This is a genomic window from Pseudomonas abyssi, assembly GCF_002307495.1.
GTDB lineage: Bacteria > Pseudomonadota > Gammaproteobacteria > Pseudomonadales > Pseudomonadaceae > Halopseudomonas > Halopseudomonas abyssi.
The window spans coordinates 278,148-295,656 of record NZ_NTMR01000009.1 but is presented as its reverse complement, the minus strand read 5'-3'; the positions used below and the strand labels follow the sequence as shown (position 1 = coordinate 295,656).

The window sequence follows — 17,509 nt, the reverse complement described above, 5'->3', positions numbered from 1 at the left end:
ACAGCAGTGCGCCTGCGCGGGAATGACGTCTGAATGGATAGGTTTGGGTCTGGGGCGGCCTGACGAGGGGCTTCTGGGCGCCAGAAGGTGGTGCGTCATGCTAGTCTCGCTGCGTTGCTAACAAAGCCGATATAAGGAGAAATCCGGTGAGCGCGTTTTCCCCTGTGCAGTGGTGCCTTAAAGCATCTGTTGATGTGCCTGCGATGGAGTCGGCTGATGACTGGCTGGCCAGCTGGCGGCAGCTGCCGCTGGATGAGCTGTCGCCGTTCGCACTGGCGGTCTTGGGCGGCTTTCAGGCTGATCGCGCCGCTTGGGCGTTCAGCAGCGGTTACGAGGCGGCGCTGCGGGCGATGTTTCCGCAGATCAGCGGCGGCGGACTGCATGGTTTCAGTCTGAGCGAGGAGGGCATTCGCAGCCTGCGTGACCTGCAGACGCTCTGGCAAGCCGACAGCAAGGGCGGCGTGGTGCTTAACGGCAACAAGGGCTGGGTGCCTTTGCCTGATCATTGTGAGGCCTATTTTGTGGTCTGCCGAGCAGGCGGCTCGCAAGGCGCATTGAGCGTGGTGCGCATGCCTGCCACGGCGGACGGCGTGGCGATGAGCCCGCGCAATCCGGCAGCCTTTATGCCCGAGCTGCCGGCGGCGCGCATGCAGCTGCAGGAGGTGGCGCTGGATGCCTCGGCCATGCTGCCCGGCGATGGCTGGACCGATTACGCCCGGCCCTTTGGCGCACTGGAGGAGCTGTACGTCAGTGCGGCGCTGATGGGCTATCTGCTGCGCGAAGGGCGCGCCCGCGACTGGCCGCAGGCAATGCTACGGCAGATGCTGGCAGCGATTACCCTGCTCGAGCGGATTGCCGCTGAGGTTGAGTCCGATCAAGGCCTGGTATTGCTCGCCGGTGCCACGGAGTGGGTGCGCACATTGATGACGCGAGCAACTGCGCAGTGGGCCGAGCAGCCGGAGGACGCCGGCGGGCAACGCTGGGCTCGTGACCAGACAGTGCAGCGCATGTGGGCTGCGTCCGGGGCCAAGCGAGGCGAACGTGCCTGGCAGGCACTGGTGGACGCATGAGTGGGGTGTCTGCCCGCGACGTCTATCAGCTGTTTCGTGATGTGGCGCTGGAGCAAAAGGCGCTCCGCCCCGGCGCTGGGGCGAGCTGGAGCGAGACCGACACCGGTGCTGTGCATGTCTGCATTGACGCGCACCGCATCGCGCTGTTCAAGGACGCGGGTGAGCTGCATCACTGCCTTGGCTGCGTGCTGGAGGATGGCCGCCGTGCTGGCCAGGAAGCCTGGAACAGCCCCGGCACCGACCCGCTGGAGCTGCTCAGCGTCTGGGAGCGTAGCCAATTGCTGAAACGTTTGCAGCAGCTCTAGCCCGGGGCGGGATGACAGCGGACAGGGGGCGTGAAACAATCTGCGGTCCGTTGTCAGGAGTATCCAGCCGTGCCACGCCTTTCTGTCGAGCAGTTGTCGCAAGAGTGGGGTCTGTTGAACCAGCGATTCAGCGGACACACCCGTCAATTTGTCCTCAACTTCTGCACTCGCCATGCGCTAGATCTGACCGAGACGTTTTATTCCGAGATGCTGGTGGACCCGGCCGCCGCGCTGTTTTTGTCCCACGAGCAGGTGCAGGGACGCCTGAGTCAGTCGATGCGTCGCTGGCTGGAAGGTCTGTTTTACGCCGAGGCCGAGGGTGGCCTGGCGCGGATCATCGCCGAGCAGAAGAAGGTGGGTGAGGTGCACGCGCGCATCGACATTCCCGTGCATCTGGTGCTGCGCGGCGCGCGCTGCCTGAAGGACCGCTTTATCGAGCTGCTGCATGAGGACCGTGAGCTGTCAGATCGCGAACACCTTGATGCTGCACGCTTGATGTCGGACACGGTCGATCTGGCGATGGAGATCATGAGCCACGCTTACTCGGCCTCCCACGATCGCAACTCGCGCAACGAGGAGGCCTACCGGCTGTTTTCGGTTACCCAGAACATTGCCACCGAAAAGGAAAGCCAGCGGGCGGCCCTGTTCGACTGGGAGAACCAGGTGATGTTTGACCAGGCAGTGGGGCAGCCCGGAGCACACCTGCCGCGTATCCTGGCCTCCGAATTTGGCTTGTGGTTTCGTCACAAGGGCGCGCATGCCTTTGAGGGGGCGCGTGAGGCGGGCTTGATTATCGAGCTGATGGAGCACATCGACGATGTGATCCTGCCGCTGTTTGATGGCACCACGGACGAACGCATCGCGCGTTTGCGCGAGCTGCGTGAAACGGTCAAATCGATCCGCTTCAATCTGGACAACCTGTTCGAGCAGAACAGTGCGCTGGAAGCCGGACGCGACGTGCTGACCCGCCTGCTCAATCGAAAATTCCTGCCAGTGGTGCTGAACCGACAGGTCGGCCACGCGCGCAGCCATGCCAGCGTTTTCTCGGTGCTGGCGCTGGATATCGACCACTTCAAGCGTATTAACGATGGCTTTGGTCACGAGGCGGGCGATCGCGTGCTGCAGCAATTGGCGACGGTACTGGTCAACAGCAGCCGAGCCGGCGATTACCTGTTCCGTCTGGGTGGCGAAGAGTTTCTCATGTTGCTGGTGGATACCGATCTCAGTGGTGCCCGGCGTGCGGCTGAAAAGCTGCGTCGCAGCGTTGAGCGGGAGGTCTTCCGCCTGCCACAGGAGCGCACACTGAATGTCACGCTGAGTGTGGGTGTCGCCTGCTTTAACGGCCACCCCGACTACCAGCAGTTGATGCGCCGCGCCGATGAAGCCCTCTACGAGGCCAAGCACAGCGGTCGTAATCGGGTGGTGGTGGTCGAATAAGACTGGCCTGCAGTTTTCCGGTCAGAGCAACGCCTGCTTGGGGGCCGTGAGCGTGGTGTAGAGGTCATCCCATGCGGGGTTGTTCTGCTCGATCAGGTTGATTTTCCATTTTCGTTTCCAGCGCTTGAGCTGCTTTTCGCGGGCGATGGCGCTGAGCATGTCGGCGGCTTGCTCGAAGTACACCAAGTGGTGGATTCGGTAACGCTGGGTGAAACCACTGACCACGCCGTTCCTGTGTTCCCAGATACGCTTGAGCAGGTTGCTGGTGACGCCGACGTACAGGGTGCCATTGCGTTGGCTGGCGAGGATGTAGACGCAGGGTTGTTTGGTCATTTGGGTGCGCCTCTTGGTATGGCAGTGGGTCTATGTTGACTGGTGCCTTTGCGTGACTGGATCCCTGCCTGCGCAGGGATGACGGGGTTCTTATAGCGGCGTATCCAAAGTGATCTCCGGAGTTGGTCAGACGTAAGCAGCATTCAGAATGGAGCCTCCCAAGGTAATCCAAACCGCCACGTCATCACCGCGCAGGCGGGAGCCAGTTTTCAAAATCTCGCCCATCACCAAACCTCCACGTCATCCCTGCGCAGGCAGGGATCCAGTTGCGGGTTCGCGTTAGCGCAGTATCCATTCCCCAATCACCAAAGGCTCTGGCACTTTTCCGTCAATGCGATAGGGTTGGCACGCAGCTTCTGCTTTACTGAACACAGCTCGTCGAGCTCGGTTCTGCCAATAACAAGAGAGCACGCCAATGCCCGCGTTACCTCGCCTGATCGATGCATCCGGTCAGCCCTGCTATGGCCTTTTCCCCGACGGGGTAGAGGAAATCAATTACCTGGACTTTGACCTGCGTACGGTGATGGACAAGCCGCGCTCGCAGCTGGCGCGGCGGTTTGGCGCGAACCAGTTTCAGTTCATCAGCCTGCTTAGCTCGGAACTGATCGTTGGCGTGGCGATTGTCGATCTGAAGCTGGTCAGCAGTGCCTTCGTCTACCTGTTTGATCCACACACCCGGCGCTTCGACGAGTTCAGCTTTCTCCAGCCGCTGGCCCGCGGCACGACGTTCGACTCACGGCCTGGCAGTGGTCGGGCGGTATTCGAGAAAGGGCGTAACCGAATCACTGTGGATGCTGCTGGCGAAGCCGGCGTGCGTCAGTTGCTGGTCGAGCTGGCCGACGGCACCCGCATCGATGCGCGGATTGACGAGGGGGCGAGTCAGCAGCCTTTGTCGATTTGCACCCGGGCCGGATATACGGGCTGGGTATTCACCCGCAAGACCGCCGCGCGGGTCTGCACCGGCAGCGTCAGCTGGCGCGGGCAGCAGTTTGATCTGCGCCAGCTCGGCGCGCTGGCGGCAGTCGACTGGACCACGGGCTTTATGCGCCGGGAAACATTCTGGAACTGGGGCAGTCTGTCCTGCCGCTTGCCAGATGGCCGGCGCCTCGGCTTTAACCTGGCGGCCGGGGTCAACGAAACCGGTTTTACCGAGAACGGGATCTGGCTGGACGATCAACCGATCAAGGTCGATATGGTCGACTTTCAATTTGACCGCGCCAAGCCGCTGGCGCCCTGGCAGCTGCGCTCGGCCGATGGTCAGATTGATCTGCGCTTTCAGCCGGTCGGTACCCGTCAGGAAAAACTCAACGCGCTGCTGCTGGCCTCCAATTTCAAGCAGCACTTCGGCCAGTATCACGGCGAGTTGCGGGTGGCTGGCGAAACGCTGACGCTGGATGGCGCCTGGGGGCTGGTGGAAGATCATTACGCGCGCTGGTGAGGAGCCTCGCCAGCGCTGATAGTGCCCCAATCAGCAGATCCATGACGCGTCTGGACGGTTGGAATTGGGCGGCAGGCTGCCTATTCTGTCTGCTTTACGAGACACAAGACCCTGAAAGGGCTGCCAATGAAACCCGCACTTCCCGATGGCCTCATCGTCGTCGCCAAGGCTGACTGTCCGACCTGTCGACTGATCGAACCGCTGCTGGCCGAGATTGCCGAGGCCGGCCCACTGACGGTTTACGCGCAGGATTCGGCTGACTACGCCGCGGACCTGCCGTCCTCCCTGTACGACAAGACGCTCGAACACTCCTTCCACCTTGGCATCGAGTTTGTGCCGACGCTGATTCGGGTCGAGAACGGCCAAGAGGTCGAGCGTACTTACGGCTGGCACAAGGAAGACTGGCGCCAGCTGACCGGTTTGGCCGAGCTGGGTGAGGCGCTGCCGGTGATGCGTCCGGGCTGCGGCTCGAAGACACTAGAGCCGGGTATCAGCGAAGAGCTGGAGCTGGCCTTTGGTGATATTCGCCTGCAGTCGCGCGAGATCGACATGGGCAGCGCCGAAGACCCGATGGAAGCCTGCTTCGAGCGTGGTTGGAGCGATGGCCTGCCGGTGGTGCCGCCGACACCGGTGCGGGTGCTGCGCATGCTCAAGGGCACCAGCCGCCAGCCCGACGACGTGGTCGGGTTGATGCCGCCGGACCTGGTGCCGGTGACGGTCGAAAAAGTCGCCATCAACGCGGTGCTGGCCGGCTGCAAGCCGGAATACATGCCGGTACTGCTGGCTGCGCTGGAAGCAGCGCTGACCGATGAATTCGGTCTGCACGGGCTGATCTGCACCACCATGTTCGGCAGCCCGATGATTGTGGTCAACGGCCCTGCCGCCCGCGCCATCGGCATGAATTCCGGCGTCAATGCGCTGGGGCAGGGCAACCGCGCCAACGCCACCATTGGCCGGGCGCTGCAGTTGCTTATCCGCAACGTCGGCGGTGGCCGACCGGGCGAGATTGACCGCGCAACCCTGGGCAACCCGGGCAAGTACAGTTTCTGCTTCGCCGAGGCCGAAGACGCCGACTGGCTGCCGCTGGCGCAGGAGCGCGGCGTTAAGGCCGGGCGCTCGGCGGTGACGCTGTTCCCCGGCGAAGGGGTGCAGGGGATTGTCGATCAGAAGTCGCGCGATCCGGAATCCCTGGCGCGCTCCTTTGCGCTGTCGCTGCGCACCGTGGACCACGCCAAGCTGGCGATGGCCGGTGACGCGGTGCTGGTAGTCTCGCCCGAACATGCGCGGGTCTTTATCGAGGCTGGCTGGTCGAAGCAGCGGTTGCGTGAAGAACTCGAAAAGCTGCTCCTGGCTCCCGGTGCCGAACTGGTAGCCGGTGCCGGCGGCATCGCCGAAGGTATCCCCGAACGTTTCAAGGATCAGCAGGTGCCCAAGTTCCGCCCGGGCGGGCTGCTGATCGTCCGGGCTGGCGGCACCGCCGGCCTGTTCTCCGCCATTATTGCCGGCTGGGCCGCTTCAGGCCCGGTCGGTTCGTCTCCGGTAACACGTGAGGTAACGTCATGAACCACAGCATTGTGCTCGATCCGACTGCGGAACGGGCGCCGGCGCAGCGTGCGCGTCTGGCCCGTCCCGCCAGCCTTGAAGGCAAGGTGGTCGGTCTGCTCGACATTTCCAAGCCACGCGGCAATGTCTTCCTCGACCGTATAGAGGAGCAGCTGGCAGCCATGGGTATTGCGGTGAAGCGCTATAACAAGCCGACCTTCACCCGCATTGCTCCGACCGAACTCAAGCAGCAGATGGCCGCCGAGGTGGATCTGCTGGTGGAAGGTCTGGCCGACTGAGGGTCTTGCACGTCGTGCTGTATGCATGACATCGCAGACTTGGAGTCACGTCAGATCCCGGGAGTAGGGGTTGCCTCCAGTGAATTTGTTCAGGCCGCGGCGTTGCAGTCGAAGGCCCTTGGCTTTGATCCGGCCATGGTCTTTGTTCCGCATCCGATTCAGGACCGCACCGACGATGAAATGCGCGCGCTTGCCGATGGCGCGCTGGCAGAGATTCTGCGCCTGCTGCAAAGCGGCGACGCAGACTGAGCCGCAGGTGGTCGCATGACGGCCACCTTTAACCGACCACCCGCGGTCGACCGGGTACTGACCTGGCCGCTGGTGCAGCAACTGATTGCCGATCACGGCCGAGCACTGGTGGTTGATGGTGTGCGTGCCGCGCTGCAGCTGTGGCGCGGCGGCGAGATCAGCGACGACGAGGCGCTGGTGCACTGGCTGCGTCAGCATCTGCTGGCGACGCTGGCGCCGTCCATGCGACCGGTGCTGAACCTGACCGGGACGGTGCTGCATACCAATCTGGGCCGCGCGCCCTTGCCGCCGGAAGCGGTGGCGGCGATGAACGCGGTCGCCCTTGGGGCGAGCAATCTGGAGTTCGACCTCGCCAGTGGCCAGCGTGGCGACCGTGATGATCATGTCGAGCAGTGGATCTGCCGCCTGACCGGCGCGGAAGCCGCGACCGTGGTCAACAACAATGCCGCTGCCGTGCTGCTGGTGCTCAATGCACTGGCGAACCGCCGCGAGGTGGTGGTGTCGCGCGGTGAGCTGATCGAAATCGGCGGCTCCTTCCGCCTGCCGGACATCATGGTCCGCGCCGGCTGCAAGCTGCGCGAGGTTGGCGCCACCAACCGTACCCACCCGAGCGACTACAGCGAAGCCGTTGGCCCGCGTACCGCGCTGCTGCTCAAGGCACACACCAGCAACTACCGCATCGAAGGCTTCAGTACCGCGCTCAGCGAGGCGCAGCTGGCGGCGATTGCCCGTGAGCATCAGGTGCCGCTGGCGGTCGATCTGGGTAGCGGCTCGCTGATCGACCTGCAGGCGCTGGGTCTGCCGGCCGAACCGGTGGTCGCGCAGGTGCTGGCCGAAGGCGTCGACGTGGTCACCTTCAGTGGCGACAAACTGCTCGGCGGGCCGCAGGCCGGCATCATCGCAGGCCGTGCGGACCTGATCGCGCGCATCCGCAAGAGTCCGCTGAAACGTGCGCTGCGCTGCGACAAGCTGACCCTCGCCGCACTGGAAGCGGTGCTGCGCCTGTATGCTGACCCGGACACCCTGGTGCAGCGGGTACCGACCCTGCGTCTGCTGACCCGCAGTGCCGAGTCGATTCAGCAGACCTGCGCGGCGCTGCTGCCTGATCTGCAGCGCTGGGCGGGGCAGGCCTTTGCGGTGGATGTTTGCGCGGTCAGCAGCCAGATCGGCTCCGGTTCGCTGCCGCTCGATGTGCTGCCGAGTGCGGCGCTGCGTGTGTGCAGCACCCGTGGCAATCGGCGTGAGCGCAGCCGCGCGCTGCGGCAGTTGGCAGAACGTTTGCGACAGTTGCCGCAGCCGGTGATTGGCCGCATTGCCGACGACAGCCTGCTGCTCGATTGCCGCTGTCTGGAAGACCCGCAAGCGCTGCGTGCGGCGCTGGGAGCGGCTGGGTGATCATTGCCACCGCCGGGCACGTTGACCACGGCAAGACCTCACTGATCCGCGCCCTGACCGGGGTCGACACCGACCGGCTGGCCGAAGAAAAGCGCCGCGGGCTGACCATCGAGCTGGGGTTTGCCTGGCTGGCGAGCGAAAGCGACGAGCCGCTGGGCTTTATCGATGTGCCCGGCCATGAGCGCTTTATCGGTACCATGCTGGCGGGCGTTGCCGGGGTGGATATGGCGCTGCTGGTAGTGGCGGCCGATGACGGCGTGATGCCGCAGACCCGCGAGCATCTGGCGATTTTGCAACTGCTGGGTGTGCGTGAGTTAGCGCTGGTGATCAGCCGTTGTGATCTGGTGGATGCTGCTCAACAGCAGCGGGTCGCCGAGCAGGTGCAGGCGCTGGCGGCCGATGCGGGTTGGTCCAATGCCGATGTATGGCGGGTTTCCAGCACCAGCGGGCAGGGCATTGACGCGCTGCGTCAGGCGCTGCAGCAACAGGCGGAACAGCGTGAGGTGCGGCCAAGCGACAGCCCGGCGCGCTTTATGATCGACCGGCGCTTCAGTATCGCCGGGGCGGGCTGTGTGGTGACCGGCACGCTGGTCAGCGGCCGTCTGCAACTGGGGCAAAAGCTCTGGCTGCATGGGCAGGAGGTTCGGGTGCGCAGCTTGCAGCGGGCGTCCAGTGAGGTCGTTGAGGTTAAAGCCGGGCAACGCTGCGCGCTCAATCTGGGTGGTGCGTTGTCGGCGGAACAGCCCCAGCGTGGCGATTGGCTGAGCGCGCAGGTCCTGCCGCTGAGTGATCGGCTGGACGTTTCTCTCACGCAATTGCCGGACAGCTATTGGCACCGGGGCGTGCTGCAACTGCATCTGGGTACGGCGATCCATTCGGTGCGGGTGGTGCTGCTCGATGAAGCGGCCGGTCTGGCGCAACTGATGCTGGAGCAGCCGGCGGCCGCAGTCTGGGGAGATCGCTTTATCATCCGCGATCCGGCGGCCAACACCACGCTGGGTGGCGGCCGGGTGCTGGACACGCAGGGTTTGCGCCGTGGCCGCAGTCATCCGCAGCGGCTGGCATGGTTGTCAGCCTGGGCGGCCGCCAGCACGCCAGGTGAGGTCATGGCCGCAGCGCTTCTGCAGGGTGCGGTGGCGTTGTCGGAACTGGCGCTGAAACTGAATCTGTCCGCCGACCAGCTCGAGCAGTTGCTGCCGGCTGAGGGCCTGATCGTGCTGGCGGCGGCCGGTCATCGGGTCGCGCTGACCGTCGAGGTCAGCGAAGCGCGCTGGCAGCGACTGGCCGAGCGTCTGGCCGACTGGCATCAGCAGCATCCCGAATTACTCGGGCCGGGGGAGGGGCAGCTTGGGTTGGTCGGCTGTCTGCAACTGCCGTTGCCGGTGGCGCGTCAGTTGCTGCAACGCTGGCAGGCCGAGGGGCGGTTGCAGCGCACCGCCTGGGCGCTGCATTTGCCAGATCACCGGCCGCAGCTGCAGGCGGGTGATGCCGAGCTGCTGGCGCGGGTGGCTGCCGAGCTGGTACCGGGCGGGCTGCGGCCGCCGATTGTCGGCGAGCTGGCCAGCGCGCTGGGTCTCGAACTTGATGTGCTTAAAGCGTTCTTGCAGCGCATGCAGCGAGCGGGTGAACTGGTGGCCGTAGCCCCCAACCGTTATTACCTGCCATCACAGGTGGAAGGCTTGGTAGCGGTCGCACGGCAGTTGGTGGCAGACTCGCCGTCCGGCAGTTTTAACGCCGCCGAGTACCGCGATGCCTCGGGCATCGGCCGCAACCTGACCATTCAGGTGCTGGAGTATCTGGACCGCGCCGGCGTGACCCGCTTCGTGCGTGAACAACGTTTCTTAGTGGCAGGCTGAGCCTGCCGCTGCAATGGATGGACATCGTCCCCGGTGGGGCGCCCGGACTTCAACTCCGGTGAGATGCGCAACGCGTGTCTGGTGGGTTCGACTCCCATGTCCTTCCGCCAACTTCCCGCTCTGAGCTATGCGCCCTGGGTGTCGTAGCGCATGCACAGCTCGGCATGGCCGGTGTGCTCGTCCACTTGCTCGGCAGTGATCCTGAAACCCTGTTTTTGGTAGAAGCCGACGCTGGCGTGATTGGCCTTGTAGACGGTCAACTGCAGTGACTGGCGCCGCCGCTTGGCTTCATCCAGCAGCCGAGAACCGATCCCCTGACCCTGACGGTCAGGTGCGACAAACAGCGCTGCCAGACAGTCGTCCACCAGACAGCAGAAACCGCTAACCCGGCCTTGATGCTCCTCCAGAAAACACTCCGAGGCAGGAATGTAGAGCGTGCGCATGTCCTCCAGCCGTGCCTGCCAGAAGGCCGGTTCGACAAAGTCATGCGCCTTGATTGAGGCGGCCAGCCAGATGTCGGCAAGCTGTGTCGTATCGTCCTGACCAGCGGCTCTGATCACCTTTCGTGCTCCCTGCAACATGTTGAGGCCGCGATGCTACCTGAACAGCGCCAGGGCGCAAGGCGGAGCAGGCGTCGGCTGCTGCTACGCCTGGCTCCTTGTTATAGGGATGCTCTATAAGGGTCTTTGTTTTAAGTTAATTGTGCCAATCGAATCCCGTGCTTAACTTAACGGCAGGTGACAGACAGTACGGGCGGAAAGTTCGGCTGGTCTGCGTAGTCCCGTAACACCCTACCTGACGCGGAGATAGACACATGAGCGATAAGAAAACAGGCGGCTGCCCGGTGATGCATGGTTCCGTCACCAAGCTGCACGGCCGTGGTCAAACCAACAAGGATTGGTGGCCGAACCAACTGAACCTCAGCATCCTGCATCAGCACAATCCGTCCTCTGACCCGATGGCCGGCGAGCTTGATTATGCTGCCGAATTCAAGAAGCTGGACCTGGCTGCCGTCAAGCAGGACCTGACTGCCCTGATGACTGATTCCAAGGACTGGTGGCCGGCTGACTACGGCCACTATGGTCCGCTGATGATTCGTATGGCCTGGCACTCCGCTGGCACTTATCGCACCGCTGATGGCCGCGGTGGCGCGTCCACCGGCAACCAGCGTTTTGCTCCGCTCAACAGCTGGCCCGACAACGGCAACCTGGACAAGGCCCGTCGCCTGCTGTGGCCGATCAAGAAAAAGTACGGCAACAAGCTGTCCTGGGCCGACCTGTACATTCTGGCCGGCAACGTGGCGCTGGAGTCCATGGGTTTCAAGACCTTTGGCTACGGTGGAGGCCGCGCCGACATCTGGGCGCCGGAAGAAGACATCTACTGGGGGGCCGAAGACGAGTGGCTGGCTACCAGCGACAAGCCGCACAGCCGGTATTCGGGTGACCGCGAGATGGAGCACCCGCTGGCCGCCGTGCAGATGGGCCTGATTTACGTCAACCCGGAAGGCCCGGATGGCAAGCCTGACCCCTTGGCATCGGCTCGCGACATCCGCGACACCTTCGAACGCATGGCGATGAACGACTACGAAACCGTGGCCTTGACCGCCGGTGGTCACACCTTTGGTAAAACCCACGGCGCGGGCGATGCGGCACTGGTCGGGGTTGAACCGGAAGGCGGTGAGCTGGAAGCCATGGGCTTTGGCTGGCTCAGCACACATGGTAGTGGCAAGGGCCGTGACACCATCACCAGCGGCCTTGAAGGCGCCTGGACGCCGACGCCGACCCAGTGGGACATGAGCTACTTCGACGTGCTGTTCGGCTACGAGTGGGAACTGACCAAAAGCCCGGCCGGCGCTCACCAGTGGGCGGCGAAGAATCTGGCCGAGAAGGACCATGCGCCGGATGCCGAAGATGCGACTCAGCGCGTGCCGATCATGATGTCGACCGCCGACATGGCGATGCGCGAAGATCCGGCCTACCGCAAGATTGCCGAGCACTTCCACAGGAACCCGGAAGAATTCGCTGATGCCTTCGCCCGCGCCTGGTTCAAGCTGACTCACCGTGACATGGGGCCCAAGGTTCGTTACCTCGGCCCGGAAGTGCCGGCTGAAGACCTGATCTGGCAAGACCCGGTGCCGGCGGTGGACCATGAGCTGATCAACGCGCAGGACATCACCGCGCTCAAGGCCAAGCTGCTGGCTTCCGGGCTCAGTGTGGCCGAGCTGGTGTCCACTGCCTGGGCCTCAGCTTGCACCTACCGTGACTCCGACAAGCGCGGCGGCGCCAACGGTGCGCGTATTCGCCTGGCGCCACAGAAGGACTGGGAGGCCAACGATCCGCAACAGCTGGCCAAGGTGCTCAAGGTGCTGGAAGGCATCCAGAGCGACTTTAACGCGGCGCAGGCCGGCAACAAGAAGGTCTCGCTGGCTGATCTGATCGTGCTGGGTGGTGCTGCGGCCATCGAGAAGGCAGCGCAGGATGCGGGCCACAGTGTCAGTGTGCCCTTTGCGCCGGGCCGTACCGATGCGACGGACGAACAGACCGATGCGGACTCCTTCGAGCCGCTGAAGCCTGAAGCCGATGGCTTCCGTAACTATCGCCGTACCCGCTTTAGCGTAGCCGACGAGGAAATGCTGATCGACAAGGCGCAGTTGCTGGGTCTGAGCGCGCCGCAGATGACCGTGTTGGTGGGTGGCCTGCGAGTGCTGGGGGCCAACCACGGCGGCAGCAAGCACGGTGTGTTTACCAAGCGGCCGGGCACCTTGAGCAACGACTTCTTCGTCAACCTGGTGGATATGGACACCGTCTGGAAACCCACCGCGGACGATGCGGACGTGTACGAGGGCCGTGACAGTCGCAGCGGCGAGCTGAAGTGGACCGCAACCCGCGTGGACCTGGTGTTCGGTGCCAACTCGCAGCTGCGTGCGCTGACAGAAGCCTACGCCCAGGACGACGCCGGCGAGAAGTTCGTCAAGGACTTCATCGGTGCCTGGAACAAGGTGATGAACGCCGATCGCTTTGACCTCGCCTGATTTGTCCCTCACCTCCCTCTGACCCTCGGGCGCCATATGGCGCCCGAGGCGTTTTTGGCCGCTCTGCGGGTGCAATTCGATTTGTGAATGATTGTTCATAATGGCGTTTTTCGGCCTAAGACGCTGTTCTTTTTGTCTCTCGACGACGCGCTGGTCACAGGTCAATGATGGCTCTGTCGCGTGTCTGTTGAGCTGTCGGTAAATCGGGCAAACGGCGGTGCCAGACTAGGCGGAATGAACGTTTATACCGACTTTGAGTTTTTCTTAAGCCCCGTTTTGACTGGTTGGTTCTGCTTTGACCAAAAAGTCAGTTTGTCTTTGTGGCTCATTTCCGAGCTGCTGTCTCAGTCATTTTTCCCGGTTGTTGCCGCCGTTCTCTCTACCTATGCTCAGGCCGAATCAGTCACTGGCCTCGGTCGGCGGCAGGTCTCGAGTACAACAACAACACGCGGAGAGCGGTATGACTTTTACACTCGCAAAGCGAGCCCGGCGTCCTGCCTGGTTAGGTACCTCACTGGCCATGCTGGCCTTGCCCCTGGCAGGCTGTCTGGGCGGTGGCGGTGGTAGCAGCGATGATGTGCTGAGCGGTACCTTTGTCGACAGTCCGGTAGCCGGGCTTGATTACCATGGCAGCCAGACTGCTGCCTCGAAAACCGGCGACAGTGGCGAGTTCAGCTATCGCAGCGGTGAAATCCTGACCTTTGCTATTGGCAATCTGGTGCTCGGCAGTGCACCGGGTGGCCAGCTGTTGACGCCGCTTGATCTGGTAGACGGCGCTGCCGGCGCAGACGATCAGCGGGTGCTTAACCAGTTGATCCTGCTGCAGAGCCTGGACGCCGATGGCAACCTCAACAACGGTATCCAGGTCAGCTCGCAGATTCGTGACGAGGTGTCGTTGGTGGCGGGCACTATCGACTTTGATCAGAGCCCGGCCGACTTCCGTGCGGCGATTGCCGGTCTGATAGCCGATCTTGAAGCCGCGGGTGCCTTCTCCGACTCCGATCCGCGCGCCCGCAGCGTGACCGACGCGAGCGATGCGCTGGAGCATTTCCAACGCTCCACTGCCGAACGTCATCTGGTCACCACGAGCGGAGGTGAATTACGTGGCTTTGCCGCGACGGATGACACCTGGCAGTTCCTTGGAATTCCCTACGCCAAGCCGCCATTGGGCGATCTGCGCTGGCGGCCACCGCAGCAGGCCGAGCCCTGGGATGGCGTGCGTGATGCCGTCGCCTGGAGCGATCAGGCTGCGCAGAATCCGGCGCTGGAGCGGTTTGGCGAAGGCGGCATGAGCGAGGACTCGCTGTACCTCAACGTCACCACGCCCAAGGGCGCTGACAAGCTGCCGGTCATGGTCTGGTTTCACGGTGGCGGTTTTACTGCCCTGACCAGCAATACCAAGCCGTTCAACAACCCTGACGCGGTGGTCAGCAAGGGGGTTGTGCAGGTGTCTGTGAATCATCGGCTGGGTGCCTTTGGTTACCTGGCGCACCCGGAACTGACCGAGGAGAGTGGTTACAACGGCTCCGGCAACTACGGCCAGATGGATCTGATCATGGCGCTGCAGTGGGTGCAGGAGAATATTGCGGCCTTTGGTGGCGACCCGGATAACGTGACCATCTTTGGCGAGTCCGGTGGTGGCCGCAAGGTGCTGTCGTTGATGGCCTCGCCCCAGGCGGCCGGGCTCTTCCACCAGGCGATCAGCCAGAGTGGCACCCTGCGCCCGGATACCCGCAGCCTGGCCGATGGCGAAGCGGTCGGTCTGAGTGTGCAGCAGCGCATGGGCGTTGATTCGCTGGCCGAGATGCGTGCCGCACCCTGGAATGAGGTGGCCGCTGCTGCGACCGGGCTGGAGTACACCAACATCGACAACCATTACCTGCCGATCTCTGAGCGCGCGCTGTTCGAGGGCGGTCAGGACAACGATGTGCCCTTCATGTTCAGCATCAACGCCTACGACACCGAGGAGCCTACCGCCAGCGCGATCAACGTCTTTCCCTGGATGGCGCCGCTGAAAGACCAGCCGGTGTACGCCACGTTGTTCAGCCATCAGCCCGCGGGCTGGCGCCAACGCGGGGTGCAGGCCTATCACGCGGCTGAGCTGGCGTACCTGTTCAACATGCCCGAGAGCGTCGTAACCCACGTCCTGCTGGGCCTGGTGCTGGATCCGGCAACCGGGCAACCGTTGGTGATTGGTGACCTGAACGGCAACGGCGTATCCGGCTCGCGTGGCGACCCGGCCGACATCCTGGCTTCTGCCGGCTTTGACGCCACTGACGATGAGGTGATCGACCGGATGATGACCATCTGGACCAACTTCGCCAAAACCGGCAACCCGAGCATCGTCGATGAGCTGACGTATCCGGCCTATCAGGCTGATACGCAGCAGTACGTTGAACTCAATACCGGCGCCGAGATCGGCTCGAATCTGGCCGAACGGCTGCAAGACTGACTCAGGGAGTGATGCAATGAACAACGCAATGCGTGTTTTCCATGGGCGGCGCAGCCGTCTGAGCCTGGCTGTTATGGCGGCACTGGCTCTGCCTTTGGCCGGCTGTCTGGGCGGTGGCGGCGGTAGCGATGACGACAGCGCCCGTGGCGTGTTTGTCGACAGTCCGGTGGCCGGACTCAACTACAGCGGCACCCGTACGGCCGCCGCGACCACCAGTGCGACCGGCGAGTTCGTTTATCGCGGCTCCGAGACCCTGACGTTTGCCATTGGCGATCTGGTGCTGGGCAGCGCGCCGGGCGGTGCGACACTGACGCCGCTGGACATTGTCAGTGGCGCGGTGGACGCCAGTGACCAGCGCGTTACCAATATGCTGGTGCTGTTGCAGACGCTGGACGCCGACGGTGATCTGAATAACGGCATTCAACTGACCGAGCAGATTCGCAGCGCTGTGAGCGCAGTGGCGGGGCAGATCGAGCTTGATCAGAGTGCGACCGAATTTCGCACGGCGATTGCTGATCTGATTGACGATCTGGAAGCGGACGGGGCGTTCTCCGATACCGACCCGCGCCCGCGTGCCATTGTCGAGGCGGCCGATGCCCGGGCGCACTTTGCTCGCTCCAGCGGCCCGCGGGTAGAGGTTGAAACCACCGGCGGTACGCTGCGCGGGTTTGAGGCGAGCGCCGATGCCTGGCAGTTCCTTGGCGTACCTTACGCCAAGCCGCCGCTGGGCGAGCTGCGCTGGCGGCCGCCGCAGGCTGCCGAGCCTTGGGAAGGCGTGCGCGACGCAGTGGACTGGGCTGACCAGTCAGCCCAGGACTACACGCTGGAGCGCGTCAACGAAGGGGGCATGAGTGAGGATTCGCTGTACCTGAATGTCACTACGCCCAAGGATGCGGAGAATCTGCCGGTCATGGTGTGGTTCCACGGTGGCTCCTTTGCCATCCTGTCGGCCAACTCCAGCCAGTACAACAACCCGCAGGGGCTGACCGAGAAAGACGTGGTGCTGGTCACCGTCAACCATCGTCTTGGACCATTCGGCTACATCGCCCACCCGCTGCTGACCGCCGAAAGCGGCTACAACGGGTCGGGAAACTATGGCCAGATGGATCTGGTGATGGCGTTGCAGTGGGTGCAGGACAACATTGCTGCCTTTGGCGGAGACCCGGGCAACGTGACCATCTTCGGGCAGTCCGGCGGTGGCGGTAAGGTCTACTCACTGATGAATTCGCCGCAGGCCAGTGGCCTGTTCCACAAGGCGATCGTGCAGAGCGGGTTTGCGCCGCTGGACACCACCAGCGAGCCGGGCGACTCCCTTGCCGAGTCCGAAGCCATTGGTGAGGCGCTGTTTGAGCGCACCGGGGTGTCTACGCTGGAGGAGGCCAGAGCGTTGCCCTGGACTGCCTTTGCCAAGGCCGATCTGGACAACAGTATTCCGCGCCAGACCTACCGGCCCAACGTGGACTATTACTACCAGCCCAAAACCTACTATCAGAACGTAGTCGACGGCATGCCCAGCGACGTGCCACTGATGGCGGGTGTGACCAACGGCGACTACACCACGCTGCGCGCGGCCATGCCGATCTGGTTGCAGCAGCGTTCGGCGCGCTATGAGTCCGAGCAGTTCATCTACCGTTTCAGCCGGGTGCCGCCGGGCTGGGCGGAGTTGGGACTGAGCAGCTGCCATGGCTGTGAGCTGCCGTATCTGTTCAACTACCCGGCAGCGATGGTGCAGAACTATCTGTTGGGTCTGGTCTTGACGCCGCAGGGCCAGCGCCCGTCGATTGGGGACCTGAACGGCAACGGGGTCACCGGCACCCAGGGCGATAGCGCCGATATTTATGCATCAATGCGCTATGGCGCGGTGGATATGGCGGTGGCTGAAGAAACCATGCTGCAGTGGACCAACTTCGCCAAGACCGGCAACCCCAGTACGGACACCATCAGTTGGACGGCTTATACGCTGGATAACGATGCACTGATGGAAATGGGCACGGATGGCACCGCGCGCATGGTGACGGGCACCGCCGAGGCGCCCTAACGCTTAGCCCTGAGAGACCGGCCCCGGTACCGCCGCTGCGGTGGTATCGGGGCCTTTTGCCGTC

Annotated in this window: 13 protein-coding genes and 1 tRNA gene; 12 read left to right on the top strand and 2 right to left on the bottom strand. The window is 63.3% G+C overall.

Annotated elements, in window-relative coordinates; translation table 11 throughout:
- Positions 1–146 precede the first annotated feature (146 nt).
- The 3 genes from CNQ84_RS07815 (at position 147) to CNQ84_RS07805 (ending at position 2,812) form a co-directional block, all read left to right on the top strand.
- Complete coding sequence (locus CNQ84_RS07815) at positions 147–1,070, top strand: acyl-CoA dehydrogenase middle domain-containing protein (protein ID WP_133065881.1); 924 nt, start codon at positions 147–149, stop codon at positions 1,068–1,070.
- A complete protein-coding gene (locus CNQ84_RS07810; protein WP_096004318.1) occupies positions 1,067–1,375 on the top strand; it encodes a DUF7693 family protein in 309 nt (102 codons plus the stop codon). Before CNQ84_RS07815 ends, CNQ84_RS07810 begins: the two co-directional genes overlap by 4 nt.
- A gap of 69 nt (positions 1,376–1,444) precedes the next feature.
- Positions 1,445–2,812 (top strand): diguanylate cyclase, encoded by a 1,368-nt coding sequence (locus CNQ84_RS07805; RefSeq protein ID WP_096004317.1) that lies wholly within the window; start codon positions 1,445–1,447, stop codon positions 2,810–2,812.
- Positions 2,813–2,833: 21 nt separating this feature from the next.
- Here CNQ84_RS07805 and CNQ84_RS07800 read toward each other — a convergent pair whose 3' ends face one another.
- Entirely contained in the window at positions 2,834–3,145 is a 312-nt protein-coding gene (locus tag CNQ84_RS07800; protein ID WP_096004316.1) for a GIY-YIG nuclease family protein, read from the bottom strand.
- Between the two features lie 415 nt (positions 3,146–3,560).
- On the opposite strand from CNQ84_RS07800, the gene CNQ84_RS07795 reads away from it, so the two are divergent.
- The 6 genes from CNQ84_RS07795 to CNQ84_RS20485 all read left to right on the top strand — a co-directional run bounded on the left by CNQ84_RS07795 (position 3,561) and on the right by CNQ84_RS20485 (position 10,034).
- Complete coding sequence (locus CNQ84_RS07795; protein ID WP_096004315.1) at positions 3,561–4,583, top strand: DUF2804 domain-containing protein; 1,023 nt, start codon at positions 3,561–3,563, stop codon at positions 4,581–4,583.
- A gap of 126 nt (positions 4,584–4,709) precedes the next feature.
- Complete coding sequence (locus CNQ84_RS07790; RefSeq protein ID WP_096004314.1) at positions 4,710–6,146, top strand: thioredoxin family protein; 1,437 nt, start codon at positions 4,710–4,712, stop codon at positions 6,144–6,146.
- Positions 6,143–6,673 (top strand): UGSC family (seleno)protein, encoded by a 531-nt coding sequence (locus tag CNQ84_RS20915; protein ID WP_276527218.1) that lies wholly within the window; start codon positions 6,143–6,145, stop codon positions 6,671–6,673. Before CNQ84_RS07790 ends, CNQ84_RS20915 begins: the two co-directional genes overlap by 4 nt.
- Before the next feature lie 15 nt (positions 6,674–6,688).
- Positions 6,689–8,068, top strand: coding sequence for an L-seryl-tRNA(Sec) selenium transferase (gene selA / locus CNQ84_RS07775; protein ID WP_096004313.1), 1,380 nt, complete (start codon positions 6,689–6,691; stop codon positions 8,066–8,068).
- Positions 8,065–9,924: a selenocysteine-specific translation elongation factor gene (gene selB, locus CNQ84_RS07770; RefSeq protein WP_165771247.1), complete on the top strand. Its 1,860-nt coding sequence runs from the start codon at positions 8,065–8,067 to the stop codon at positions 9,922–9,924. The genes selA and selB overlap by 4 nt, the downstream gene beginning before the upstream one ends.
- Before the next feature lie 15 nt (positions 9,925–9,939).
- A tRNA-Sec gene (locus CNQ84_RS20485) sits at positions 9,940–10,034 on the top strand.
- A gap of 15 nt (positions 10,035–10,049) precedes the next feature.
- On the opposite strand, the gene CNQ84_RS07765 is transcribed toward CNQ84_RS20485, so the two are convergent.
- Positions 10,050–10,484, bottom strand: coding sequence for a GNAT family N-acetyltransferase (locus CNQ84_RS07765; protein WP_245841275.1), 435 nt, complete (start codon positions 10,482–10,484; stop codon positions 10,050–10,052).
- A gap of 254 nt (positions 10,485–10,738) precedes the next feature.
- Here CNQ84_RS07765 and katG point away from each other — a divergent pair, with 254 nt between their 5' ends.
- The 3 genes from katG (at position 10,739) to CNQ84_RS07750 (ending at position 17,445) form a co-directional block, all read left to right on the top strand.
- The gene (gene katG / locus CNQ84_RS07760) at positions 10,739–12,955 is read left to right on the top strand and encodes a catalase/peroxidase HPI (RefSeq protein WP_174704248.1); all 2,217 of its coding nucleotides are present in this window, start codon (positions 10,739–10,741) and stop codon (positions 12,953–12,955) included.
- A gap of 460 nt (positions 12,956–13,415) precedes the next feature.
- Entirely contained in the window at positions 13,416–15,407 is a 1,992-nt protein-coding gene (locus tag CNQ84_RS07755; protein WP_165771246.1) for a carboxylesterase/lipase family protein, read from the top strand.
- Positions 15,408–15,423: 16 nt separating this feature from the next.
- Complete coding sequence (locus CNQ84_RS07750) at positions 15,424–17,445, top strand: carboxylesterase/lipase family protein (RefSeq protein ID WP_096004309.1); 2,022 nt, start codon at positions 15,424–15,426, stop codon at positions 17,443–17,445.
- Positions 17,446–17,509: the final 64 nt, after the last annotated feature.

What these genes read in the sequence shown, in the direction of transcription:
- CNQ84_RS07810 (WP_096004318.1), top strand. Translation starts at nt 1,067, where the DNA reads ATGAGTGGGGTGTCTGCCCGCGACGTCTATCAGCTGTTTCGTGATGTG.
- CNQ84_RS07800 (WP_096004316.1), bottom strand. Translation starts at nt 3,145, where the DNA reads ATGACCAAACAACCCTGCGTCTACATCCTCGCCAGCCAACGCAATGGC.
- CNQ84_RS07795 (WP_096004315.1), top strand. Translation starts at nt 3,561, where the DNA reads ATGCCCGCGTTACCTCGCCTGATCGATGCATCCGGTCAGCCCTGCTAT.
- CNQ84_RS07790 (WP_096004314.1), top strand. Translation starts at nt 4,710, where the DNA reads ATGAAACCCGCACTTCCCGATGGCCTCATCGTCGTCGCCAAGGCTGAC.
- selA (WP_096004313.1), top strand. Translation starts at nt 6,689, where the DNA reads ATGACGGCCACCTTTAACCGACCACCCGCGGTCGACCGGGTACTGACC.
- katG (WP_174704248.1), top strand. Translation starts at nt 10,739, where the DNA reads ATGAGCGATAAGAAAACAGGCGGCTGCCCGGTGATGCATGGTTCCGTC.
- CNQ84_RS07755 (WP_165771246.1), top strand. Translation starts at nt 13,416, where the DNA reads ATGACTTTTACACTCGCAAAGCGAGCCCGGCGTCCTGCCTGGTTAGGT.
- CNQ84_RS07750 (WP_096004309.1), top strand. Translation starts at nt 15,424, where the DNA reads ATGAACAACGCAATGCGTGTTTTCCATGGGCGGCGCAGCCGTCTGAGC.